The sequence below is a fragment of the Taibaiella chishuiensis genome (assembly GCF_003014535.1).
Taxonomy (GTDB): domain Bacteria; phylum Bacteroidota; class Bacteroidia; order Chitinophagales; family Chitinophagaceae; genus Taibaiella; species Taibaiella chishuiensis.
Genome location: NZ_PYGD01000003.1, coordinates 328,291 through 353,559, shown reverse-complemented (window position 1 = coordinate 353,559; position 25,269 = coordinate 328,291). Strand labels below are relative to the sequence as shown.

The following is a 25,269-nucleotide window of genomic DNA, read 5'->3' as shown; positions in this document are numbered from 1 at the left end:
TAATTTCAAAAAAGAAGAAAATAAAACCTTTTGGCCTGCCATACTAAAACCCGGTAAAATGTAGTTTTATGGGGGTAAAAATATATTTATCAGGCGAACCAATCCGGCAATCGCTTATCTTTGCACCCTATGTTTCGAATCCCGGTTTTATTTTTAATGATGATGGCGGCTTTTGCGCCATGTTTTGCACAAACCCAGGTAGCCGATAAGATCGTCGGTGTGGTCGGCAACAAAATCATTCTCCAGTCCGATGTGAACCAGCAGTTCCAGGGAGAAAAGCAATCGAACCCGAACCTGCCCGATTCCGCTAAATGCACCATATTATATACCATGCTGGCCCAGCAGATCCTCGTAGAACAGGCCGGCAGGGACAGCGTAATCGTGTCTGACGAGGAAGTAACCAGTAACCTGGACAACAGGATCAGGGCCTGGATGCAGGATGCGGGCGGTAAAGAACGGCTCGAAGAGGCCAGCGGCCGTACCATCTACCAGTTAAAAGACGACTACCGCGAGTTTTTTAAAGATAAGCTTACCGCAGAACGTATGCAGGGCCAGTTGATGAAAGATGTAAAAATTACTCCGCAGGAGGTAGAAGCATTTTTCAATAAAATACCCAAGGACAGCCTGCCGCCGTTCCCCGCATCGGTATCTGTAGGCCAGATCGTGATCAAGCCGAAATATGACCCCGAGATCGAGCAACTGGCCAAGGAAAAACTCGAAGGCATCCGTAAGGAGATCGTCGAAAACGGCAAAAGCTTTGCCACCATGGCCGGTATCTACGGCATGGACGGCACCAAGGATATGGGGGGCGAAATGGACATTAACCGCAAGGAATTTGACCAGCAGTTCGTAGCCGCTGCTTACCGGCTCCAACCCGGTGAGATCTCCCCGGTAATTAAAACCAAATTCGGTTTCCACATTATCCAGATGGTACGCCGTATGGGTGAGGAAGCCAAAGTACGCCATATCGTAATCGTTCCGGAGATCACCAATGTGGATCTGCAAAAAACACTGAAAAGACTCGACAGCATCAGGGCCGACCTGGTCAGCGGCAAGATCTCGTTTGCCGAAGGCGTAGGTAAATACAGTACTGACGAACAGGCAAAAATGACCGGCGGTATGGTGTACGACCAGATGGGCAATGCCAACCTCGGTATCGACCAGCTGGATCCCGATATGGCCCGCTCGGTGGGAGATATGAAGGTAGGCGAATACTCGCAGCCCCAGATCTATACCGATAACCCTTACACCAAAACGCGCTCCTGCCGTATTCTTTACCTTAAAGGAAGGACCGACCCGCATATCCTTAACCTGAAAGACGACTACAGCAAGATCCAGCAGAAAGCGCTCGAGTTCAAGCAAAATGAATTCCTGGCTAAATGGATCTCCGAACGTATTTCCAGCTACTATATTAAAATAGATCCCGAATATAAAGACTGCGTAGAGCTGAAAGGCTGGATGCCCGTAGCTAAAAACACCAGCGCACAATAAGTGATAACCGGCAGCAATGCCGTACGGATAAAAAGGAGCATTCCCCCGGGGGGAATGCTCCTTTTGCATTTATAACCTTGCTTAAAAGGATCCGCTTAAGCCGCTAACGATAAACACACCCGGATACGGGATTACTTGCTGCGCACAGGCCTCCGTCGTTTACCGGGCAACATGCCCCGCCACCGTTTTTACCATTGTGCCCGGGTATCGCTTAAAAAGCGGCGGCCCTGCAATGCAGGGCCGCCTGGTTCGTAAACAAAACAGGAATATGCTTCGACGACTTAACGTACTACAGATACCCTTTGGGCAAAAGAGTTATTGTTGGAATCGAAGATAATGAGGTTATACAGACCTGCAGCCAGGCCCTTGGTATCGAAACTCATGGTATTCTTACCTGCGTTCAGTTTCACCGACTGACGGGCTACTACTGCGCCGGTAAGGCTTACGATAGAAGCCGATACTTCGTCCTGCTCCTTCATATTTAAATTGATATGGACCATGCCTGAAGTCGGGTTGGGATATACCTCAACGGAACCTACCGTGTTGGATACCTGGCTTACGCCTGTACCGCCGGATTTGGCCAGGTTCGCGGCCTGGTATACTTTTTTATCAGAACCCTGTACCCAGGCTACTACGCGCAGGTTGTTGAAGTCTTCTACAGAGTTTTCGGTGGCGTCGTTGATAAAGCTGCTTACCTGGCCGTTGGCTGGTAAACGGTAGTTACCGGCAAAGGTAAAGGTGAGCGATTTGTTGCCTTCAACACCTACGGCTTCCGTCAGGGTCGTGCCGGTTTGCGATGGCATCATTTTCTTCATCACGTTATGAAATTCCGTTTCGCCGTTGGACTTTATGTTCTTGATCGTTTTGGTTTCTACGATCGCCACGTACAATACCGGCGCCGTACCCGCGCTGATCGCCGTGTACTTCACATTGGCGGTTACCACCTTGTTGACTACGCTATAAGTGCCCGACAGTTTATACGTAGCCGCCTCGTCTTTGGCCGCATTGTATTTTGTATCGTTAATAGCCCCGGAGCCATTCGGGTTGATACCGTTACCACCATTGATATGCATTTCGGGTACAGCTACCGAAGTTGCAGTAGCGTTATAGTAGTTCAGAAAACGGCCCTTTCCTTCTGCAGTGGTATAAGGGTCGCCACTACCCGGGAAATACTGCTGGAATTTAACCAGGGCATACTCTGCAGCCGGTTTGCTGGCCAATGTACCGTCCAGTGCAGCATTACCCGGGTTGCAGGGAGGACAGGTAGAGCTGGTAAACATCTCGAACAAAGGCACACGCTTTTCCTGTGCACTGGCAGATAATATAGTGGCAGCCAGTAATGCTGTAATAGAGAATAATTGTTTTTTCATCTCGCTTCTTTGAGTTAAAATAAATGGATTCGTCCCATAAAGATAAATCATCATTCACCCTTAAATGTTAATTAATACAATAGCACAATGTCATTTCCGCCTTATTTATAACAGCCCGGCACTAAAAAATGAAAATATTAACAAAATAAATACTTATTAAGTTAACAAAAACAAATTAATAGAAATAGAAATCATACTTAACCTTATTTAACAATCACAGCATAAAATTCACGGATCGGCACATTTACCACACAAAGATGTAGGTAAATGTTAAATATCACTAATTTTAGTCCACTAAAATAAGTGGAAGACCTGCCATCAAATTTAAAATAATAAAAATTTACTTATATCCACCTGTTGCAGTAATAGTAACAGGACTCAGAACCGCCGTCCTCCAACACTGTGCTGCCAGCGTCGCCTGGCACATACGGTAGCGTTGCGCGTGCATCAAACCGGAGGGCATAAAAAGAGCTGTTTTGTTTAAAAAACAAAACAGCTCCATTCACATAAAGAAAGGCAAGCCTTTCCGGCAGCAGATTACTTACCGGATCACCGATACCCGCTGGGCAAAAGAGTTATTATTGGAGTCGAAGATAATAAGGTTATACAGACCTGCAGCCAGGCCCCTGGTATCAAAGCTCATGGTATTCTTACCTGCGTTCAGTCTCTGCGACTGACGGGCTACTACTGCGCCGGTAAGGCTCACGATCGAGGCCGATACTTCATCCTGTTCCTTCATATTTAAATTGATATGGATCTGGCCGGAGGTAGGGTTAGGATATACTTCGACAGCACCCACGGTATTGGATACCTGGTTTACACCGGTACCGCCGGTTTTGGCCAGGTTCGCGGCCTGGTATACTTTTTTATCGGAACCTTGTACCCAGGCTACTACGCGCAGGTTATTAAAGTCTTCGACAGAATTCTCGGTAGCATCGTTGATATAACTGCTGGGCTGGCCGTTGGTGGGCAAACGGTAGTTACCGGCAAAAGTAAAGGTGAGCGATTTGCTGCCTTCCACGCCTACGGCTTCCGTCAGGGTTGTGCCGGTTTGCGATGGCATCATTTTCTTCATTACGTTGTGAAACTCCGTTTCGCCGTTGGATTTCTTGTTTTTGATCGTCTTGGTTTCCACGATCGCTACGTACAATACAGGCGCCGTGCCGGCGCTGATGGCCGTATACTTCACATTCGCAGTTACGACCTTGTTGGCAATGCTATAGGTACCCGATAGTTTATAGGTAGCTGCCTCATTTTTTGCTGCATTGTACTTCGCATCGCTGATAACACCCGGATCGTTCGGGTTGATCCCGGCACCACCATTAATGTGCATTTCGGGCACACCGATCTGGGTAGCGCCAGGGTTGTAATAATTAAGGAAACGGTCCCTGCCTTCTGCAGTGGTATAAGGGTCGCCGGTACCAGGGAAAAACTGCTGGAATTTAACCAGGGCAAATTCTGTGGCGGGCTTGTTGCCCAGCGTGCCGTCCAGTGCCGCATTACCCGGGTTGCAGGGCGGACAGGTAGAACTGGTAAACATCTCGAACAAAGGCACCCGCTTCTCTTGTGCACTGGCCGAAAAAATGGTAACTGCCAGTAAGGCGGTTATGGAAAATAGTTGTTTTTTCATGTCTGCTCTTTTAATAAAAGAATAAATAGATATCGCCATAAAGGTAATAGCACGAAATGCGATATGCATATTTTATTCACATTATTTAGCAATTTTGCATATATAATTTAACGAATAGAACATAGGGCCTAAGCCTGTTCAATTATATTAAATAAACAGAAATACATATTTAATCCAATATTACAACTATTTAAAACACACCAAAACCAGGCATATCTTTTAACCCGCCTGTTTTTTTAACAGAGCGGGCGTTTCAGCCCCCCCTAATAGAGGTCAAAAAGGTTAAAGAATGCAAACAAATAAAGAAAAAAATACTTGTTACCGGAAAGGCGCACCGCCTATCCAGCCGACAATGGACTGCCGCTGGCCTGAGGCAACCGGTAATACACGGTGCATCGCATAAGAGGGGAAAATGATGGCAGTACCCAACTCCTTGGGTGCGCTGAATGCCTTATGATTGATCATGAATTGCAGGTCGCCATCCTCGTACTCCGAAGGATCAGAGAGTTGCACGGTAATACTCAGTTTCCGGTCAGACACATCGCCCACCCCGTAGTCCATATGCCATTCAAAAAAATCATCCGGGCCATAGGTAGCCAGTTGCAGTTTGGTCTGGAAACCGGTAATATCGAATTTGAACCGGTTCATATTTACCTGCAGGCAGGCTTCCGCGAGGCGGTTATAGATCCAGTCGTTCTCTTTCATAGCATCGATAAACATGACCCGCGACTTGCGTAATTCGCTGTAGTCTTTCGCAACGCCCGATACGTTTACCCTGGAGTCTTCCGCTTCCGCATCATTCCACAAGGTGCGGATCGCCTGCACCTCGGCAGCATTAAAACAGCCGGGCAGGCATACATAGTCTACGAGGTCGTGGTTCAGGTCTTTACGCTTGATTTGCTGTACCTGTCTGAAAGGTTTGAAAATAGCCATTATCAAATAATATTTAAATTATTATTCCCGGTAAGCCGCCATCCCCGCCAGAGTGTGCTGCCTTGTATCCCTGCGTTATTTACTCCCGCCGCCTCATATAGGCCGTAGCGGTGGTTTTTATGTAATCGTAAAATTCGTATTCGGTCCAGGCCTGTAGCTGTTCGTAGGTAGGCCGGTAATAGTACATGTATTCTGCCGTCCTGGTACTGTCCATTTGCGTCAGCTGGCGGATCAGTCTTTCGTTGAATACGTAGTTAATAAATTTCTCTTTTTCGAAATACTCATAGTGTTTCTGGAAGGCCCATATCTGCCTGTTCCTTTTACTCAGCGCATCGAAAGGATGTTGTACAATATCCAGCCCGCTCAGCTTGTAGTGTTCGATCGCCCACTTATAGGTTTCCCTTCTTTCGATACTGTCGAGTTTATAGTTATTACCCCTGATCTCTACTTCCATCAGGTCTATGGCTCCCTCGCGCATCGCGATATTATAATAAGGCAGTTGCGTCTGTTCGATCCTTACCCTCGATATTTTATAACCGATGCGCCTGAACTCGACCAGGTGCCCCTGCGATACTTCCATAGTAAAGAGGCCGGTACTGTCGGTCGTTACCCCCGTTTCGGTAAAGGTGTTGACGATATTGACATTGGCCATAGGTTGGTTGGTCTTGTAATCGAATACGCGTCCCTTCATGGTAAGCGCATGCGATTGCGGTATAAAGGCCAGGGAACAAAAGAGTGTACACAGCAGGATACGAAAAGATAAACCCATAATGGTTATAAAGGTACAATTTAGATAAAAAGGGCGTTGCTATTTTTTTGCAAAACCGGCACATAAAAAAACGCCTCCGGGGAGGCGTTTCGTATATGGGTTGATCTATCGCTTATTTGTCGTCGCCGCTCATGATCGCGCCGATGTATTCTGCATTCAGGCGGCGGATATTGAGTACGGAGATACCTTTTGGACACTCGGCTTCGCAAGCCTCGGTATTGGTACAGCTACCGAATCCTTCTTTATCCATCTGGTCCACCATGTTCACCACACGCGTTTTACGCTCTACCTCACCCTGCGGCAGTAATGCCAGGTGCGATACTTTAGCGGAAAGGAACAGCATGGCAGAAGCATTCTTACAAGCTGCAACGCAGGCGCCACAACCGATACAGGCAGCCGCTGCAAAAGATTCATCGGCCTTGTCCTTATTGATCGGCAGGTTATTGGCATCCTGGGCATTACCGGTATCAACCGAGATATAACCACCCGACTGGATGATACGGTCGAAAGCGGTACGGTCCACCATCAGATCCTTGATCACGGGGAAAGCTTTGGCCCTCCAGGGTTCTACTACAATTGTATCGCCGTTTTTATACTCCCGCATATGCAGCTGGCAGGTGGTCGTTTGTCCCCAGGGACCGTGCGGCCGGCCATTGATGTGCATGGAGCATGCACCACAAATACCTTCCCTGCAGTCGTGATCGAAAGTGATGGGCTCCTTGCCTTCGTTGATCAGTTGCTCGTTCAATACATCAAACATCTCCAGGAAGGACATTTCAGAAGAGATATCTTTCACCTGATAGGTTTCAAAACCACCTTTATCCTGTGCATTTTTCTGCCGCCACACTTTCAACGTCAGATTCATATTGTAGTGTTCCATTGCTGAAATTTTATTATTCTTTATAGTTTCAGGCCCCTGCGGGAAGCCTCAATGCTTTTGGTTTCGGAGCTTCCCTGAGGTGTTGCCCCTGATGGTTACAGCGGCAGCCTGAAGTTGCAGCCGTGTTTATTATTTATAAGAACGTTGTGTCGGGTGTACCACTTCGTAATCCAGGGCTTCCTTATGCAGCTCCCAGTTGTTGTTTTCTTTATACTCCCAGGCGGCTACATACATAAACAACTCATCGTTACGCTGTGCTTCTCCATCTTCGGTCTGGCTTTCTTCCCTGAAGTGACCACCGCAGCTTTCCGCGCGGTTAAGGGCATCCATACACATCAGTTCGCCCAGTTCCATAAAGTCGGCTACACGGTTGGCTTTATCGAGTTCGGTATTCATTTCGAAGATACCGCCGGGGATACGTACATTTTTCCAGAACTCTTCGCGCAGCGCGCGGATCTCGACAATGGCTTCCTGCAGGCCTTTGGCGTTACGGGCCATACCGCATTTATCCCACATGATCTTACCCAGGCGCTTATGAAAGCTCTCTACGGATTCGGTGCCTTTAATGCCCATCAGTTTCTCGATACGGCCGGCTACTTCCTGCTCTGCTTTTGCAAACTCAGGGTGATCGGTAGGAATGGCTTTGGTACGGATCTCGTCGGCAAGGTAATTACCGATCGTGTAAGGAATTACGAAATAACCGTCGGCCAGGCCCTGCATCAGTGCGGAAGCACCAAGCCGGTTAGCGCCGTGGTCGCTGAAGTTGGCCTCGCCCAGTGCATACAGCCCCGGTACGGAGGTCATCAGTTCATAGTCCACCCATATGCCGCCCATGGTATAGTGTACCGCGGGATAAATACGCATCGGGGTTTCGTAAGGGTTTTCGCCGGTAATCTTTTCGTACATATCGAACAGGTTACCGTATTTTTCTTTTACCACTTCTTTACCCAGTTTGATCACCAGGTCCATCGGCGGGTTATGATTGCCTTGTTTGTTGCATTCTATCTTACCATAACGCTCGATAGCGGCGGCGTAATCGAGGAATACGGCCTGGCGGCTGGAACCTACGCCATAACCGGCATCGCAGCGCTCTTTGGCGGCACGGCTGGCCACGTCGCGCGGTACCAGGTTACCGAAGGCAGGATACCTTCTTTCCAGGTAGTAATCGCGTTCGTCTTCCGGAATATCGCTTGCTTTACGGGTATCGTTCTGTTTTTTAGGCACCCAGATACGGCCGTCATTCCTCAGCGACTCCGACATCAGGGTCAGCTTGGACTGGTGATCGCCCGAAACGGGGATACACGTAGGGTGGATCTGTGTGAAACAGGGGTTTCCGAAATAAGCGCCTTTTTTATGGGCTTTCCATGCTGCAGTAACGTTACTGCCCATGGCATTGGTAGATAAGTAGAATACGTTGCCATAACCACCGCTGCAGAGCAATACGGCATGACCGAAATGGCGTTCGAGCTGACCGGTGATCAGGTTACGGGCGATGATGCCCCTGGCCTTACCGTCGATCTTAACCACATCCAGCATTTCGTGGCGGTCGTACATGGTTACGTTACCGAGTGCGATCTGGCGTTCCAGCGACTGGTAGGCACCGATCAGCAACTGCTGGCCGGTCTGGCCTGCGGCATAGAAGGTACGCTGTACCTGGGTACCGCCGAAAGAACGGTTGCTGAGCAGACCGCCGTATTCGCGGGCAAAGGGTACGCCCTGGGCTACGCACTGGTCAATGATATTGGCGCTTACTTCGGCAAGGCGGTGCACATTGCCTTCCCTTGCACGGTAGTCGCCCCCTTTGATCGTATCATAAAAAAGACGGAACGTGGAGTCGCCGTCATTCTGATAATTCTTAGCTGCATTGATACCGCCCTGTGCAGCGATAGAGTGCGCACGGCGGGCAGAATCCTGGAAACAGAAAGCTTTTACCTTATAGCCCATCTCGCCCAGGGAAGCCGCTGCAGAAGCACCGGCCAGGCCGGTACCCACTACGATGATTTCCAGGCTGCGTTTGTTCGCCGGGTTTACAAGCTTACAGGTATCCTTGTACTTTGTCCATTTTTGGGCCATTTCGCCCGCAGGTATCTTTGAATTGATCATAATAGTTAGATATTCGACCTGAAAGGTAATTTTTCATTCCTCCTCCTGAACCAGGATCGGGGTATTAGTTATATAATTTTCAAAACATCTTATCGCGCCGTTACCTGCTTCCTTCGAAGGTTACTTTTTTTGACGAGATATACCCGGCTGCTCCGACGTGATTAAAAGTGTACGTAAGCCCGTTTTTTCCTTTGGCCTCGTATTGATAAGTCGTCCACTTGGAATAGCTCCTGTAGGAGCCGCTTTCGTTTTTTAAGAACTTGGCAAGGTTTGGTTCGGTCGGCATTTGAAACTGTACCGTATCGCCGATATAACTGACCTCTATCGTTGTTTCGCAGGTCGTATCGACGTGATAAAGCGCGCCTCCGGCAGCATAATCCACACCGTTTACCTCCACACGCACCGGCCCCCGGTAAATACCCGCTTTGGGTTTTTCATTACCCGTTTTACTACAGGCCACAAGGGCCAGGAGTGCAACAAGCGGGACAATACTGTAAAAAGAGCTTTTTTTCATCGAAACAAAAGAGCTTTAAAAAGCTGAAAAGAAATGCACTACTAGTGGGCTACTTCTGTAAAACTCGCTGCCGGCGGCAACCAGCCGAAGTAGAACGCAACAGGCATGGCGATAAATAGCAGGGGCACCAGGATAGAAAACGCGATACCGATACCGTTGATGATCGGCCTGTATTTGGCCGTGCTCAGACCCAGTGTCTGGAAAGCGCTCCAGAAGCCGTGCATCAGGTGCCAGGCCAGGGAGATACAACCCAGGATGTATACTATCACTACGATACCGTTCTGGAAGATGGCTTCCATTTCGGCATACAGGTTTCTTTCGTGGCCGGTAGTCAGCTGCTGCCAGCGGTTAGGCGCCCAGAAGTGGGCCAGGTGCAACACCAGGAAAATAAGGATAAGCGTACCCAGCAGGCCCATAGAACGGCTGTACCAGGTGCTGTTAGCCTTACCATCATAAACGGCATACTTTACGGGGCGCTTGGACCTGTTCTGGGACCAGAGCATAAGCCCCTGTACGATATGCAGGATAATCCCTAATAATAATCCGATCTCCGCTATCCTGGTCAGGGGGTTGGAACCTAAAAAGTGGGCAGCCACTTCATATTTATGGTAACCATCGGGAACAAAAATCAAAGCATTCACGTATACGTGGACACATAAAAATGCGATGAGTGAGATACCCGTGATACCCATGACCAGCTTCTTGCCAATGGACGATGTAAAAGCGTGTTTCCAGTTCATAATTTAGAGAGAGAAAAAAATCAATTGTAAAATTTGTGTCATTTTTTCGCTTGCAAAGTTAAGACCCAAAAACAAGAAATGCTAACCATTTTTAAAATTTAAATATCAAAACTGCAAATCAGGTATAGCTTCCGGTGCCTCAGCCATATGTTATATACATGCCTGCCTCCTCCTGTTTACTACTCCCTGTTGTAGAACGCGCGACCCGAGTCTTCGCTGCTGATCATTAACCGCTTAATCTGCCGTTCCATCTGCTCCTGCAGCGGCACATCGGTCAGCAAAGGCTTTTCAGATACCATAAACAGCGATCCGTTGTTCTGTACCCTGCGGTCTTTATGTTGTAAAAGGCCATTCATAGCGAGTTTCCATTCGCCGTCTTTTTGCGTGCGGTATTTATAAAAATAGACTTTGCCCCGTTCGCCCTTATAACTAAGCTCTTGCTGCATGAGCAAAGCCAGCGAATCCAGGCTGCCGCCCATATAAGCCTTCATCATACTGGCCGAGAGCAGCTCCTGCGAGCCATAACGCGGCGGGAACAGCGCGGCATGTCCCGACCGTTGCAACCTGGAGTACAGGTAGGCGCCGTATTGTGCATCGCTGCCCAGTACCTGCCATATGCTATCCGGCACCGGCTTGCCGTAGCGGAGCATCAGCATGGCGGTATTCAGCCTTACCTGCCGGTCGGGCGTCTGCAGCAGTTTATCGAAAAATGAAGGCAGGTTCGGATTCTTATCATAATACGGCATCAGCAATGCCTCGTAATAATACAAACTGTTATTCGTAGTGTCGATGTCGGTATATCCTTCGCGGCCTGCCTCCTCGTTGCTTTCCATCGCCCGGGCCGCAATACCGGCGCTGCGCTGCAGTTTCTTCAACGCCAGTTTGGCATCGAAATAAATATTGCCTACATAATCCTCGTACACACCGGCGCTCACATAGTTGCTGTCCAGCAGGTCGGACAACAAACGGCGTACGGGATCTTTATAGGCCTCGATCATCGACAGGTTCAACAGCCCGGGATACAACAGGGCGGCCAGCTTCAGGCTATCGTTGTATACGCTCAGGAAATCGCTGTACTCTTCGGTATCTTCAAAAGCAGGCGGATCCTGTAATACCAGGTCGCGGAACAGCAAGGTTGCCTTTTCCTGCTTCAGGTTAGCCAGGGCAGCCAGCGCTTCGTTCTGGAATACCGCCGTATCAGCGGTAGCTTCGTAGAGGTCTTTTAAAAACCCGGTAACACCGGCTACGATCGCGGTATCGTTACAAAAGCCCAACTTGGCGATCAGGTTGGCTTTGAGGTCGTAATAGTCCTTATCCGCACGGTTCAGGGCAGCGAGCGCCTTCCTGATCTCGGGCAATCCTTTAGCCCCGAACGAAACCGAGGGCAAGGCGGAGCGGGCTATCTTACGGGTAAGACTATCGGCACTGTAATAGTCCTCCAGGAAAATATCCCGTTTATGATCGTACAAAGCGGGCGCAGCAGGCACCCCGTTAAACCGGAGGCTCGCAAAAACAGACCGGACAAAATCGCTTCCCGGCGCTGCGGTATCGGTTACCGTAGCAGCAACAAGTACCTGCTGGCCCTGCATCAGCAGGAGCTTCCGGATACTGCGGCTACTGCCCGTATCCCGCAATTGTACGAGGATACCGGACCTGGAGCCTGCGCGGGTAATGTATTCCCTGCGGGCCAGCACCAGGCTGCTATCTGGGTACAAGAGGTTGTTTAAAAACTGCAGCGTATCGTTTACCTGGAAATACTTCGGGTACCTGAAGGTATTGATCACTACGGCTTCGCCCGTGACTTCGGAGATCAGGTTGGCATGCCCGTGCTCGGGTAAGGCACGGTAAGTGGCGCCGGCTTTGGCATTCCGGTCTTTCTTCTTTACATAGGTCAGCATATCCCGTACTTCAGGGTCTACCTGCGGGTATACCGGTGTCTGCACCACAAAGTCCAGGCTCGTATCCGTATACGTAGTGGCCGGTGCATAGCGGTAAGGCACAACAGTAAAGGCATTGAAAAAAGGAGTTGCATCAAAATCCCGGTCGGCGGTACGCACGGCCAGCATGTAGTAGTCCGGTCCCTGCAACAGGAACCGGGCCTTTACATAGTCGCCGCCCTTTACTTTCAATACCAGGTCGAGCACCGGCCTGCCCTTGTACGACTTCAGGGTACGCGCTATTTTCTGTACCACAAAATCGGCGCTGCAAAAGCTTTCCCCGGCCAGCACCAATCCAAAGGTATCCGCTTCTATAAAATCGAAACTATACAGGCTCTTTTTGAACAATACATAACTATTGCCCTGTTCAGGATCGTAGGCTTCGTATTTCCACACGGGCAGGTTATCGCTGCCCCTGAGCGCATAGTAAGCACGGGGCTTGCCCGGCATACGCAGCTCAAATCCGCCTGTAGCAGGCTGGAACAGTTGCCAGCCGGGCTTTTGAACACCTTCCTGTATCCTTATGGAATTAAAAAAAGTATCGGCTTCTGCGCCATATACATAAGCGCCTTTGCCACCCATTTTAAAAACAAGCAGTTCGCCCGGCGTAACCAGGATCCGGTAGCGCTGCATATCGCCCTTACGGGTACGGTTAAGGATATCGAAGCCTTTGTAGCCATCCCGCACAATTGCTTCCCGGCTGATGATCCTGCCGGGTATATTTTCGTACAGTAGGCTGTCGATCAGGTGCAGTTGCTCCTGTTCGCGGTAACCGTTAAACAGGATATTGGTCTTTACCCGTGAAATAAGGTAATAGGACCCATTGCCCATGTCTGCATAGTGTAATTTGGAAAACATGCTGTTATCATCGGTAACATTGAGCTGCCCCGGCGCCGATACACTGAAAAAGCTATCGGCTGCATACTGCCGCCGGAAGCGCACCGGCACGGTAAGCGAATCGATATACTCTTTTTGCACCGCGCTCCGGTCCTGCATATAAACCGGCCGCAGCGTATACCCTTTGGCCCGGAGCAACTCGATCACGCCCTCCTTACCGGGCAGGTGCGCCGCACCTACGCCGGCAAACAGGCTCCGGGTACGGATAATACTATCGATGGCCCTTGCCTGGGTGCCGTTACGGTCGTACAGGAACTTACGGGTAAACAGCCGCGAAGGCTCGGTCAGCGTGCTCAGCGAATCGAGCAGGTCGAGGTCGCCGCGCCGGTAGGCATCCTGTATCCGTTGGCCCACATCGCCATACCGGCCCTGGGCATCGCCGGCCTGGTTGCGGGTTTCGTCGTTGGCCATATCCACATAAGCTTCTACCATCATCCGCTGGGCTTCTATAAAGGTTTCCACACCGGTGGTTTGCTTGCCCAGCTTTTTGCCGGTCTGGTAGATGTACAGATCGAGGTAAGTGTCTTCCTGGAAATTGTCGATACTGCTTTCGCTGCGGTACAGCAGGGCATCATTCAGCTCGGGCTCGGTACGCAGCACATCACGCAGCTGCGGTACATAATCGCCTTCGGTATAAGCCTTTTCGGTAAGGTAATCGGTAAAGTAAGTAGAAGCATAATAACGGTATGCCTCGCCCTGCCGGTTGAGCCGCGGAATATCCTGTTGCCAGTACTCGGGATCGAGTTCGATAGCTACGGCATCCACGTTCTTAATCGCGGCATAAAAACTATCGCTCAGGTTAAACACCATTTTATTGCTGATGTGCATCGTACCAAAAAGGTAGGAAGGACGCTGCAAGCCCTTACCCGTGATCTCCCAGAGCAGGCTGGGATAACGGCCGGGCCGCTGAGCAGCACTGCGCGGCGCATACAATACAAAAAACAGGACGGCAACCAGGTAAAGAGAACGGGCAGGAAAACGCATGGCCAAGGAATAAACACAAAAACAAGATACAGGAGCGAAAGTACGGCATCGGCGGCAATCCGTTGCCCCATGTGCGATACAAGCCCCTGAAGGGCCCGTCACATATCGATTTAACGTTTGCTTGTCATACAATCAATACAAATATATGTTGGATATATAAGATTTCCGTGCATTAGACGACTTTATTACCTCTTGTACAAACCGCAACCAAACTATAACCAAAAACGAATATTATGAAACCAAGACTTTTATTCCCGATAGCAGCATTGCTGCTCCTGGTACAAATAAGCGGCAGGGCAACCGCACAACAACCGGTATTACAATATACTCCCCAGATCAGCACAGGCTTAAGCAACCCGATCGATATCGTTAATGCCGGCGATGGCAGCAACAGGCTATTCGTGGTACAACGCGGCGGCACGATACGCGTATACTCCGCTGCTATGGCCTACCTGGGCGATTTTCTTACCGTAACCGGTATTGGTACAGGCGGCGAAGGCGGCCTGCTCAGCATGGCCTTCCACCCCAATTATGCCAGCAATGGCCTTTTTTATGTTTACTATACCCTGCCCGACCTGAGCCTGGAAATAGCACGTTACCAGGTAAGCGCCGGCAATGGTAATGCAGCCGATGCCGCCTCCAAACAGGTGGTGCTTAATATTCCCCACCCCACCAATAATAACCATAACGGCGGCAAACTGCAGTTCGGCGCCGATGGTTACCTGTACCTCGGAACCGGCGATGGCGGCGGCGGCGGCGATGTGCCCAACAATGCACAGAACGGCAACTCGTTGCTGGGCAAAATGCTCCGCCTTAATGTGACCACCACCGCTACCGCCCCCTTTTATACCATTCCGCCCGACAATCCCTATGTAAGCGACCCGGCTATACGCGACGAGATCTGGGCTATGGGCCTGCGCAACCCCTGGCGCTGGAGCTTCGACCGCAGTAACGGCGACATGTGGATCGCCGATGTGGGACAGGGCGCTGTGGAAGAGGTCAATTACCGCGCTGCGGGCAGCACCGGCGGCATTAATTACGGCTGGCGCTGCTACGAAGGCGATTCTACCTACAACACAGCCGGTTGTCAGCCCGCATCGGCTTACGTAGCGCCTATATTCGGGTACGGCCATAACAATACCAGCGGCGGCTTCTCGATTACCGGCGGTTATGTATACCGAGGCGCCGAATACCCCGGTCTTGCCGGTTATTACATTTGCGCCGACTACATATCGGGCAATCAATGGACGATAGGCCCCAATGGTACCGGCGGATGGAATGTATTCCAACAGGTATCGGCAGGCTTCCCGGGCAATATCGCCACCTTTGGCGAAGCCGAAAACGGTGCGCTTTACGCGGCATCACTTTCGGGCAATGCCGTGTATAAGGTAGAGCTGGCCACCGTACTACCGCTTGTGCTTACCCGCTTTACCGGCAGGTATCATAACGGGGCTTCGGAATTACAATGGGAAACGGCTTCGGAACAAGCCCTGTCTCATTTTGACATTGCCTACAGCACCGATGGCATCCGGTATGAGAGCATTGGTAAGGTAACGGCCAATAATAGTGTAAGCGGCGGCCGCTACAGCTTCCGGCACGAAACGGATCAGAAAGGCGACCTCTACTATCGCCTGAACATGACGGATATCAACGGTGAATCCCGTTATTCGCCCATACTGCGTATACCTACCGGTACCGAGCCCCGCAACCTGGTATACCCTACCCTGGTGGAGGACGGCTCGCTGCGGTTCCTGCTCGAAGAGGCTTTTAATCAATTGGAGATCCGCAATACCAATGGCCAGCTGGTGCTTAAAGAATCGCTGGACGGCAAACCGGGAACGTTCAGCATACCGGTTTCAGGACTGGCGCCCGGCCTGTATTTCGTGCTGCTGCATAACGGCAGCAACAATGCCTTCAGGAGCAAGTTTATTATGCGCTAAGTCTTGGATCAGGCAGAATTTCTGGGGGGATTAAAAATCGAGCCCGAAGATCTGTTCCTCTGTTATTTATTCAAGGGAAATTAATAGGGAGCACTTAAGTTATCCTGGATAGATAAATACACTGCAATACCAGGTCCTGGCGGGCGAATGGGGTCCCGCGAATTTCATTTTTTCTCGCAGCGAGCGCGGCTCCGCAGCGAGAAAAAAATAGCGTTAGATTAACCGAATCGCTTTGTCGGGCCCTCATTCTTTAGGTTCAAATTTATAAAGCGTCCCTGTATAGAAGAAATAAGATGAAATACAAGGCATCTTGATCTACCCCCCAAGTTTTCTGCTTGATCCTAAGTCTTTTTGCGGGGGAAAAAGTAACGTTGTACACCCAGGTTGAATACGGGGTAAAGCCGGGCATAGGAAATACCCATCGAACTGAAGGTGGCAGAACAATCGATACGCAGGTTGGACCTGATGATAAATTGTACGCCCGGGCTTACATCTACATAATAACCCTTCTGCAAAGCAGGCGGATAACGCTCCGGGTAGAGGAAGTACTCGTTGGGCAACCCTACGAAGATATCTACTTTCGAGGCCTGGAAGGCTTTTCCGCGAAACTCGAGGTAAAGATTGACATTGGTCTGGTCGTAGTCTTTGTACCTGCGGGGCAGCAACAGGTAGCCGAATGACAGGCTATAGGTAATTGCTTTGCCATACTGCACCCGTACCGGCACATCGGGTAAGGAGGAAATAGGATCGGGCGATACACCGGTATACGCTGCCGGCAGGATAATGCCCCCCGTTAGGGATACGGCGAATTTACGCAGCAGGTAGGTACCGATCAGCCCGGCCCCTACGCCTTTGTTATCGCCCATCGCGAGGTCGGGCTCCGTTTCGTGGTGGGTGGTGTTTACATAAGTGGCTTCGGCATAGGCGGCCAGCCGCAGGTGACTGCCCTCGCCGTCCTTGCTCAGGAAACGGTACTTGGCATAGGCATGTACGCCATTGAACCTGTAAGGGTAGTAAGCGCCCCGTTCGGGGGTATTATGAAATGGAAATTCGAGGGGCAGTTTTTCGCCATGGTGATTGGATACGATGCCGGTCAGGTATACCGACAACTTCGAACTAACGCCGTACATCAGTCTTAAGCCGGCCATATTCCGCAACTGGTTCACCTCGTTATAGGTTTCGGAAAACAGGCGTACACCCAGCGCACCTTTGGGTATCGTGCTGGCAGGCTCGCTCAGGGGAAAGAGCTCCTGCGCACCCGCAAGACCGGAAAAACAAAGCGCCGCTATGGTAAGAAAGCTTTTCAAAACGATACAGGATATACAGAAGAAAAAACGGGAGCAAAAGGGGAGCAGGGTTATCCAACCTGCAACAGGCAGGCATCACGCTACGTTTCAGGGCTCGGCCACAATATGGTATACCCGGTTGCCTTTGCAGGCGGCCGTGGTCTTGTCCGGGAGGGCATAAGCCTGGAGTTCTTTTTTAGAGGCATAGTCCATAAAGCGGAAAGTAACTTTCGAAGTGTGGGTTGCCAGGGGCGCCAACAGGTAGTATACATCGCCCCTGATCTTAAAACAGGCGCCGTTTTCAGCCGGCGTTACCTGGTCCATATCGATATCCGCTTTCAGGTAGCGTACCGAAAAACCGGCATCTTTAACCGCACCGGCAATCGCTTTCATATCCACCTTACTGTTCGTCTTAAAATGCAGTACCCCGTTTTTATGTTCCAGGTCCATGTCTACATCACTGATAAAATTCAACTTGCGTAACTGCATCTCCACGCTGCGGCTGCATTGCGAGCAGGTAAGCCCGTTAATCCCTATGCTGGCCTGGCGAAACTGTGCCCCGGCCGTGTTTGCAACAAGAACAAATAACAAAGAAAAAACAAAGTTTCTATAACATAACCTCGTCATGTTAGTAAAGTTAGGTAATTTAGGTTAAAGAATAAGAGGTGCAGGGTTCAACGATACGTTAAGGCCTAAGCCCCTTTCCCCGGCTAAACAGGACACATGAAAAGCATTTACATAAGGCTGGCCCTGCTGGCTTTGCTGCTGATCCTGGTTATTGGGCTACAATACGCCATCGGTCACAGCGAGCCGGCTTTGCTGTTTTACATCCGCCATATCTTCCTGCCGTTGCAACGGGGGCGCAGCTACCTGTTCAACGGTATACCGCTCAGTGTGGGCGATATCGTCTACCTCGTGCTGGCGCTGCTCCTGCTGCTCATCCTGATCCGTTGCGTTTATTTCCTGTTTACCTATCGTAAAAACAAAACGGATCTATGGGTCGAGTTATTGCGCTTCTTTACCTTGCCCCTGGCTGTTTATACCTGTTTCCTCTTTTTTTGGGGCGGCAATTATGCCCGCCCCTCCCTGGCCTCCGGCTGGGATCTTAAAACCCTGAAATGGGATACGGCTGCCCTGATACAACTCAACCGGTCGCTGGTGCAAAGTATGAACGAGGAGCAGGCACTGCACCCGAAATTTGCCGACCTCAAAACGCTCAACCTGATGGCCAATGCCTATTATCATGAGCGCTTCGGCGACCGCCTGCCCCGCTTACAGGTAAAGCCCACCTCGCTGGGTTATATGCTCAACTACCTGGGCATACAGGGCTATTATAACCCGCTCTCCGGCGAGGCGCAGTTTAACCGGTTTATCCCGCGCTTTATGCACCCCTTTGTACTGTCCCACGAAATGGCGCACCAGGCGGGCATTGCAGCAGAAGACGACGCCAACCTGATGGCTTATATCATTTGCACGGAAAGTAAGAATACCGCTTTCCGCTACTCCGGTTATTTCAACCTTTTCCTCTATGCCTTCGCCGACCTTAAAGCCAAAGACACCGTAGTAGCGAAGAGCATTTTTGCCACGCTCAACCAGCAAAGCAAAAACGATATGGATACGCTGCGGGCCATGAACAGGCGCTACCGCAGCAAGTTCAGGCTGATCTCCACCTCGCTGTACGACGACTACCTGAAACTGCATGGCCAGCGCGACGGCATCAATACCTATAACGATGTTACCCGCTGGGTCTACTTCTGGGAGCATACAGACAAAAAAAAGGCAGACCTGATGGTCTGCCCTTAAACGGTATTTTTCCTCCTGCTTATTCCGGCAGGCTGTTCAATTTCTTTTTCACTTCTCCGGCTTTATCCAGTTTGTCCTGGATCGCGTAGATCTTGGCCAGGGCCTCGAGCGACTGCCTGTAGAAGGAATGCTCTTCGCGGGTCAGCTTGCCTTCACGTGGCGCAAATGAGTTGCGGCTTTTTTCCAGCAGCGGCAATGCTTTTTCAAATAACTCATCCCTTTGTTTCAGCATGTTATTGTATTGTTGCTGTTCTGCTTTGGAAGAGCCGAGATTATTCATTTTCGTATTTAAGGTAGCAGCCTGGTTGTAGTAGAAGGCGCCATACTGGTAGTTATAGTTGGCATTGTCCGGGGCCAGGGCCAGGGCTTTGCCGTAAGCCGTTGCCGCTTTGCTGTTGAGGTCGGCCGCATTGGCAGGCGGCGCAGCGCCACCTTTAGGATTGGCCATACCTTCGTAGATGATGCCCAGGTTGAAAGCCAGTTCGGGGTTATTGGGCTCTTTTGCTGCAGCAGCTTCCAGTTTCTCAGTCATTTCCGACTCTTTACCGGAAGAGATGAAGTAGTTCAGCTCCGCATTGGCTACGTTTTTATCTTCCGGGAATTTTTGTTTGGCCTCCTGCAGGGTAGCCAGCTGCTGGTCTTTTTTACCGGTCTTTTCGTAAGCCTGCGCCAGTACCAGGTATACGTTGGATTCTTTACTCAGGTAAGGACTTGATTTGGCTTCGATCAGCAAAGGCAAAGCACGGTCATATTTTTCGGCGTAAAAAGAGGTAAAGCCCATAAACATTTTAGACTGTGCCCTGATGGTATCGATAATAGGCATAGCTGCAAAACGTTTGTCTTTATCGGCGCCGGTAAGATCCGAACCGCTTTTAAACGCGTTATAAGACGCTTCGTATTTAGATTCGTTATACTCGACAATACCCTGGTTGTAGTAATAGAAAGCACCGTTGGCCAACAGGGATGCAGCCTTATCGTCGGTCGCATATTTTTTATCGAGTTCGATCGCTTTGTTCAATGCCGCAATACCTTCTACATAAGGATTTTCGGCTTTGGTCTGCGGGTTTTCCTGCATAGCCATGTAAACAGTAGCTTTCGTAAACCAGGCTTTGGCATTTGTTTTGGTCGACTCGTCGTTAACGGCAAGGTCGATCGCCTCTTTCGCCTTCAATAAAGATGCAGTCGCAGCGGCGTCATCTTTTTTTACTTTAGCAATCTCGATATTATCCAGTTCTTTTACCGCTTCATTTATTTTTCCCTTCTGGGCAAAAGAAACGGAGGCTAATGCCACACCGGCGGTCAGCATTACGATCTTTTTATTCATGTGTGTCTGTACTTTTTTAGACGGTAAAAATAATTTTTTTTATTCAAAACCCCATGTTAAGAATTTACACATAAATTAAAACAACCATAACTCGACATACATGCTCTAAAAATAAACGAGGCACAACCCGGGTTGCGCCTCGTTTTATCTATCGGTAAATTTGGGATCAGTCGAGCAATACAACACCCGTAGCCTGCATCTGGTAAGTTTCTTTAGGCTGGGTAATTTTGGCGATCTCCTCTTTAGAAGCGCCTGCATCTTCCAGGTAGTGCTGCTGTTCGGCTACACTCTGTACTTTTTTCACCACGGTGCCATTGATGATCGCCGATTTGCCGGCAATATCCTTAGGCAGTAAAAAAGCGTGGTCTTTCATTTTTACGAACATATCATCTTCTATCGACTTATTGGTCCTGAGCCGTAACCAGCAACCTTCTTTCTGGCATACTTCAGAAATATAACCGCTCAGCTGTATATTTTCAAGTTTCTCTTTTCCCTTCATCATCACATCGAGCCGGCCGGGCGATGCGATCGCTTCAGCCTGTTTGAATGCAGCGCCGTAGGCCTTTTTGTTGCCATTGCTTTGTGCCATGGCAGTAGTGCCTGCGAGCGAAAGGAATAAGGTGGAAAGGATCAATAGTTTTTTCATTGCTTTGGTTTTGATATAAATAATGTAAACAGGGCGCCCGGCCCTCCGTAAAATTAAGGATTTACCTTATAAGACTGAAAAATTAACCGCGAAGTTGGGGCATTAATACTTCTTCCGGAAATCGCCGCGTTTCCAGGACTGGAAGAACTCGTTCCATTTCAAGGGGTTGAAGATGCCGATCGGGCGCTGCTGACCATAATAGGTAGCCTGGTTGGCCTGGTTGGCCTGGTAAGCTGCCTGGCTTTCACGGCCGTCGCGCGGCAGTGTGGCCATCAGGTACAGCATAGTACGCTTATTGGTATTTTTACGGGCCACCTCATATTTATCATCCGGCACCTCCCAGTACTTAAAGGCATAGTCGAACTCTTCGCCGTAAGGGATAGGACGGATAATGGTTTCGGGCAGGTAAAAGGTATCCTGCGTCATCAGTTGGATCACGTTGAAATAACGGCCTTCCACATCGGGCACTACGAACTCTTTACCCCGGTACCCCACAGCGCTGAAACTGAGCGTATCGCCTTTGGCGCACACCAGCGAAAAAACGCCCTGCGCGCCGGAGTAGGTTCCCCGGTCTTTACTTTTAACCGTTACGGTAACATTCGGTACGGCCCGGAGACTGTCTGCCGTCATGGTAACGCCCGTGATCTGGATCACTTCGTCCCAGAAGCGCTGCGCAAAGGAAGCGCTGAACAGGAAACAGGTAACAACCAACAGGAATATATATTTCGTAGTACGCGTCATCATGGCAAAAATAAGGCAAAGGCCTTAAATAAGGTTAATGTTTATCATTAATAACAATACAATTATAGTTTCTGTTACCCGTAAAAGAGCGGTATAACCCTTAACTTTGCAGGCTGAATGCCGTTGCAGACAACAACAATCTGCGGGCCGTTCTGTTTAAACGAAGAATCTGATTTAATATTTTACCTAATGATTACGGAAGAAGCAGTATTAAAAGCGTTGACCAATGTGGATGACCCGGACCTGGGCAAGGACCTGGTTACCCTTAATATGATTAAAGACATCAAGATCGACGGACTGGCCGTATCCTTTACGGTAGAACTGACCACACCGGCCTGCCCCATGAAGGAGATGATCCGTTCGGCCTGTGTGAATGCAGTACGCATTTTTGTGAATAAAGAAGCCCAGGTAACCGTGAATATGACTGCAAGGGTCAATTCGAACCGTAAAGACGGCGGTGCGGTATTACCTAATGTAAAAAATATTATTGCCGTAGCCTCCGGCAAAGGTGGCGTAGGCAAATCTACCGTATCCACCAACCTCGCACTGGCACTGGCCCAGGAAGGAGCTAAAGTAGGCATCCTCGATGCCGATATCTATGGTCCTTCGGTACCCATCATGTTTGGTATCCAGGGCGAACGGCCTATGATGCGTAATGTAGGCGAAAAAGGCATGATCGAACCCATCGAACGCTTCGGCATCAAGGTGATGTCTATCGGCCTGCTGGTAGACGAGAAACAAGCAGTGCTCTGGCGCGGCCCCATGGCCACCTCTGCCCTGCGCCAGTTTATCAGCGATGTATACTGGGATGAACTGGACTACCTGATCCTCGATCTGCCCCCGGGCACCGGCGATATCCACCTGACCCTGGTACAGACCGTACCGGTAACCGGTGTAGTGGTGGTAACCACGCCGCAGGCAGTAGCCATGGCCGATGCCAAGAAGGCAATGATGATGTTCAAGCAGGGCCAGATCAATGTACCGATACTGGGTGTTGTAGAAAACATGGCCTATTTTACCCCTGCCGAATTGCCCGAAAATAAATACTACATCTTTGGCAAAGACGGGGGCAAACAGCTGGCCGAACAGTTTGAAGTGCCTTTCCTCGGTGAAGTGCCTATTGTACAAAGCATCCGCGAAGGCGGCGACCGGGGTATACCGGCAGTGCTCAACGACGACCCGGCAAGTAAAGACGCTTTCCTGCATGTGGCCGCCGAAGTGGCCCGCAGCGTATCGATGCGTAATGCCAACCTCGATCCTACCCGTGTATTAACCATACCGGCTTAATAATTATAACACCAGCAATAAGCTGCAATCAAAAGCCCGGGAGCGTATGCTCCCGGGCTTTTAGGTTATAATAAAATCAGGCAGGATTACTATTTATCCTTGTAATAGGCCTGCGCCGTAGCGTCCAGGGCCTGGTAAAACTCCTCGCCGTACTTACGGATCAGCGGCTCCTTCAGGAACTGGTATACCGGTACCTTCAACGATTTGCCCAGTTTACAGGCCGGCCGGCACATAGGCTTACGGGGCTCGTAGTTCATGGCCTCGTAAGTATCGTACTCTGTAATGCGTATGGGAAACAGGTTACAGCTGATCGGCTTTTTAAAGTCGATATTACCCAGCTTGTATTCATGTTCCATGGCGCATTTTACGATGCCCGCCTCGTCGTAATAACCGTATACGCAGATGCCGCCGTTAAGCGTAGGCGTTACCAGACCATATTCGTCGTCGAAGGTATGCGTACCATCCTCTTCGATCAGCCCGATAGCTTCGGGACTGAGCAGGTGTTTTATCTTCGGGTAAATATCTTCGATGATATCGGCCTCTTCCTGGGTGATCGGTGCACCGGTATCGCCGTCTACGCAACACCCGCCCTTGCACTTGCTCAGGTCGCAAACAAAATGCTGCTCTATCACATCGTCACTGATCAATACATTATCTATCGCTATCATGATGTTTGTACTTATTATTTTAGCTATGCCGGCTTAGAACTCGTAACCGATATCTTTCCGGTAGTATTTTCCTTCAAAGTTAATCTTTTCCGCATTGCCGTAGGCCGTTGCCAGCGCTGCTTTGATATTGTCGCCATAAGCGGTAACGGCCAGTACGCGTCCGCCATTGGTCAGCACTTCCGCTTCTTTTTGCGCTGTACCGGCATGGAATAATATACTGTCTTGCACCGTATCCAGGCCGCTCATCACTTTGCCTTTTTCATAAGCTTCAGGATAACCCGCCGATACCAGCATTACCGCTGCAGCCGCTTTATCGCTGTGTTTCATTACGGCGCTATCCAGCTTGCCGGCATGCATCTGCTGCAGTAAGGCTACCAGGTCGGATTCCAGCCTGGGCATCACCACTTCGGTTTCAGGATCGCCCATACGGCAATTGTATTCGATCACATAAGGATCCCCGTTTACATTAATCAGGCCGAAGAAGATAAAGCCCTGGTAGGTGATCTGTTCGGCTTTAAGTCCTTTTACCGTAGGATCTATAATACGGCAGATGACCTGCTCCATAAAGGTTCCCTGTGCAAAGGGTACGGGCGATACAGCGCCCATGCCACCCGTGTTGGGCCCGGTATCGCCTTCGCCGATACGCTTATAATCCTTGGCCTCCGGCAATACCACGTAATGGTCGCCGTCGGTCAGTACGAATACAGACACTTCGATACCGGTCAGGAATTGTTCTACCACTACTTTTTTACCCGCATCGCCAAACTGGGCTTCCTTAATCATGGAAGCAAATACTTTTTTGGCTTCTTCTTTATCGCTGGTAATCACTACGCCCTTGCCGGCTGCCAGGCCATCGGCCTTCAGTACGATAGGTACGGTATGCTGATCGAGGTATTGCAGGCCCTCATCAAAGCTGGCCTCGTCGAATTCGCGATAGGCTGCCGTAGGAATGCCATGGCGCTGCATGAACTTTTTGGAAAAGGCCTTACTGCCTTCCAGTTGTGCGCCGGCGCGCGAAGGACCGGCTACAATGATATGACGGAGGGTTTCTTCATTTTTGAAATAATCGTAGATACCGGCTACCAGGGCATCTTCGCCGCCGGGCAATAACAATTCGATGTTATTGTCCAGGCAAAAAGATTTAATGCCCTCAAAATCGACGATAGACAAGGGTACATTGGTTCCGTATGCAGCGGTACCCGCATTGCCGGGTGCAATAAACAGCTGGTCGCATAAATCGCTTTGACTCAGTTTCCAGGACAGTGCGCATTCGCGGCCACCCGAACCTAACAGTAAAATATTCATAATATCTAAGGATCCCCTAGC

20 protein-coding genes are annotated in these 25,269 nt (G+C 49.9%); 4 read left to right on the top strand and 16 right to left on the bottom strand.

Annotation, left to right across the window (positions count from 1 at the left end; genetic code table 11):
* Nucleotides 1-129 precede the first annotated feature (129 nt).
* On the top strand, nucleotides 130-1,491 hold the full coding sequence (locus tag B0I18_RS11855; RefSeq protein ID WP_106522919.1) for a peptidylprolyl isomerase: 1,362 nt from the start codon (nucleotides 130-132) through the stop codon (nucleotides 1,489-1,491).
* 281 nt (nucleotides 1,492-1,772) lie between these two features.
* On the opposite strand, the gene B0I18_RS11850 is transcribed toward B0I18_RS11855, so the two are convergent.
* From B0I18_RS11850 to B0I18_RS11810, 9 genes are all read right to left on the bottom strand, one after another.
* Entirely contained in the window at nucleotides 1,773-2,861 is a 1,089-nt protein-coding gene (locus B0I18_RS11850) for a T9SS type A sorting domain-containing protein (RefSeq protein ID WP_181358439.1), read from the bottom strand.
* A gap of 541 nt (nucleotides 2,862-3,402) precedes the next feature.
* Complete coding sequence (locus B0I18_RS11845) at nucleotides 3,403-4,491, bottom strand: T9SS type A sorting domain-containing protein (RefSeq protein WP_181358438.1); 1,089 nt, start codon at nucleotides 4,489-4,491, stop codon at nucleotides 3,403-3,405.
* A gap of 318 nt (nucleotides 4,492-4,809) precedes the next feature.
* Nucleotides 4,810-5,424, bottom strand: coding sequence for a 2OG-Fe(II) oxygenase (locus B0I18_RS11840; RefSeq protein WP_106522916.1), 615 nt, complete (start codon nucleotides 5,422-5,424; stop codon nucleotides 4,810-4,812).
* Nucleotides 5,425-5,503: 79 nt separating this feature from the next.
* Entirely contained in the window at nucleotides 5,504-6,193 is a 690-nt protein-coding gene (locus B0I18_RS11835; RefSeq protein WP_106522915.1) for a carboxypeptidase-like regulatory domain-containing protein, read from the bottom strand.
* Nucleotides 6,194-6,305: 112 nt separating this feature from the next.
* A complete protein-coding gene (locus B0I18_RS11830; protein WP_106522914.1) occupies nucleotides 6,306-7,073 on the bottom strand; it encodes a succinate dehydrogenase/fumarate reductase iron-sulfur subunit in 768 nt (255 codons plus the stop codon).
* Between the two features lie 129 nt (nucleotides 7,074-7,202).
* Nucleotides 7,203-9,176, bottom strand: coding sequence for a fumarate reductase/succinate dehydrogenase flavoprotein subunit (locus B0I18_RS11825; protein ID WP_106522913.1), 1,974 nt, complete (start codon nucleotides 9,174-9,176; stop codon nucleotides 7,203-7,205).
* Nucleotides 9,177-9,276: 100 nt separating this feature from the next.
* Nucleotides 9,277-9,690: a hypothetical protein gene (locus B0I18_RS11820; RefSeq protein ID WP_106522912.1), complete on the bottom strand. Its 414-nt coding sequence runs from the start codon at nucleotides 9,688-9,690 to the stop codon at nucleotides 9,277-9,279.
* A 41-nt stretch (nucleotides 9,691-9,731) separates the two neighbouring features.
* Nucleotides 9,732-10,430 carry a succinate dehydrogenase cytochrome b subunit gene (locus B0I18_RS11815; protein WP_106522911.1) on the bottom strand — a complete coding sequence of 233 codons (699 nt, stop codon included), beginning with the start codon at nucleotides 10,428-10,430 and terminating at the stop codon, nucleotides 9,732-9,734.
* 179 nt (nucleotides 10,431-10,609) lie between these two features.
* Nucleotides 10,610-14,248 carry a TraB/GumN family protein gene (locus B0I18_RS11810; RefSeq protein ID WP_106522910.1) on the bottom strand — a complete coding sequence of 1,213 codons (3,639 nt, stop codon included), beginning with the start codon at nucleotides 14,246-14,248 and terminating at the stop codon, nucleotides 10,610-10,612.
* 233 nt (nucleotides 14,249-14,481) lie between these two features.
* Between B0I18_RS11810 and B0I18_RS11805 the strand changes: the two genes are divergently transcribed.
* Nucleotides 14,482-16,188, top strand: a complete 1,707-nt coding sequence (locus B0I18_RS11805; protein WP_106522909.1) for a PQQ-dependent sugar dehydrogenase — start codon at nucleotides 14,482-14,484, stop codon at nucleotides 16,186-16,188.
* A gap of 341 nt (nucleotides 16,189-16,529) precedes the next feature.
* Here the strand turns inward: B0I18_RS11805 and B0I18_RS11800 are convergent, their stop codons facing one another.
* Nucleotides 16,530-17,495, bottom strand: coding sequence for a hypothetical protein (locus B0I18_RS11800; protein ID WP_106522908.1), 966 nt, complete (start codon nucleotides 17,493-17,495; stop codon nucleotides 16,530-16,532).
* Nucleotides 17,496-17,582: 87 nt separating this feature from the next.
* Nucleotides 17,583-18,065 (bottom strand): heavy-metal-associated domain-containing protein, encoded by a 483-nt coding sequence (locus B0I18_RS11795; RefSeq protein ID WP_181358437.1) that lies wholly within the window; start codon nucleotides 18,063-18,065, stop codon nucleotides 17,583-17,585.
* A gap of 132 nt (nucleotides 18,066-18,197) precedes the next feature.
* Here B0I18_RS11795 and B0I18_RS11790 point away from each other — a divergent pair, with 132 nt between their 5' ends.
* On the top strand, nucleotides 18,198-19,277 hold the full coding sequence (locus tag B0I18_RS11790) for a DUF3810 domain-containing protein (protein ID WP_106522906.1): 1,080 nt from the start codon (nucleotides 18,198-18,200) through the stop codon (nucleotides 19,275-19,277).
* A 19-nt stretch (nucleotides 19,278-19,296) separates the two neighbouring features.
* Here B0I18_RS11790 and B0I18_RS11785 read toward each other — a convergent pair whose 3' ends face one another.
* The 3 genes from B0I18_RS11785 to B0I18_RS11775 all read right to left on the bottom strand — a co-directional run bounded on the left by B0I18_RS11785 (nucleotide 19,297) and on the right by B0I18_RS11775 (nucleotide 21,991).
* Complete coding sequence (locus B0I18_RS11785) at nucleotides 19,297-20,601, bottom strand: tetratricopeptide repeat protein (protein ID WP_106522905.1); 1,305 nt, start codon at nucleotides 20,599-20,601, stop codon at nucleotides 19,297-19,299.
* Between the two features lie 166 nt (nucleotides 20,602-20,767).
* A complete protein-coding gene (locus B0I18_RS11780; protein ID WP_106522904.1) occupies nucleotides 20,768-21,247 on the bottom strand; it encodes a DUF4920 domain-containing protein in 480 nt (159 codons plus the stop codon).
* A 102-nt stretch (nucleotides 21,248-21,349) separates the two neighbouring features.
* On the bottom strand, nucleotides 21,350-21,991 hold the full coding sequence (locus B0I18_RS11775) for a carboxypeptidase-like regulatory domain-containing protein (RefSeq protein ID WP_106522903.1): 642 nt from the start codon (nucleotides 21,989-21,991) through the stop codon (nucleotides 21,350-21,352).
* 186 nt (nucleotides 21,992-22,177) lie between these two features.
* Between B0I18_RS11775 and B0I18_RS11770 the strand changes: the two genes are divergently transcribed.
* On the top strand, nucleotides 22,178-23,275 hold the full coding sequence (locus B0I18_RS11770) for an Mrp/NBP35 family ATP-binding protein (RefSeq protein WP_106522902.1): 1,098 nt from the start codon (nucleotides 22,178-22,180) through the stop codon (nucleotides 23,273-23,275).
* A gap of 89 nt (nucleotides 23,276-23,364) precedes the next feature.
* On the opposite strand, the gene B0I18_RS11765 is transcribed toward B0I18_RS11770, so the two are convergent.
* Nucleotides 23,365-23,943 (bottom strand): DUF3109 family protein, encoded by a 579-nt coding sequence (locus tag B0I18_RS11765; protein ID WP_106522901.1) that lies wholly within the window; start codon nucleotides 23,941-23,943, stop codon nucleotides 23,365-23,367.
* Nucleotides 23,944-23,976: 33 nt separating this feature from the next.
* Nucleotides 23,977-25,248 (bottom strand): phosphoribosylamine--glycine ligase, encoded by a 1,272-nt coding sequence (gene purD / locus B0I18_RS11760; RefSeq protein ID WP_106522900.1) that lies wholly within the window; start codon nucleotides 25,246-25,248, stop codon nucleotides 23,977-23,979.
* Nucleotides 25,249-25,269 lie beyond the last annotated feature (21 nt).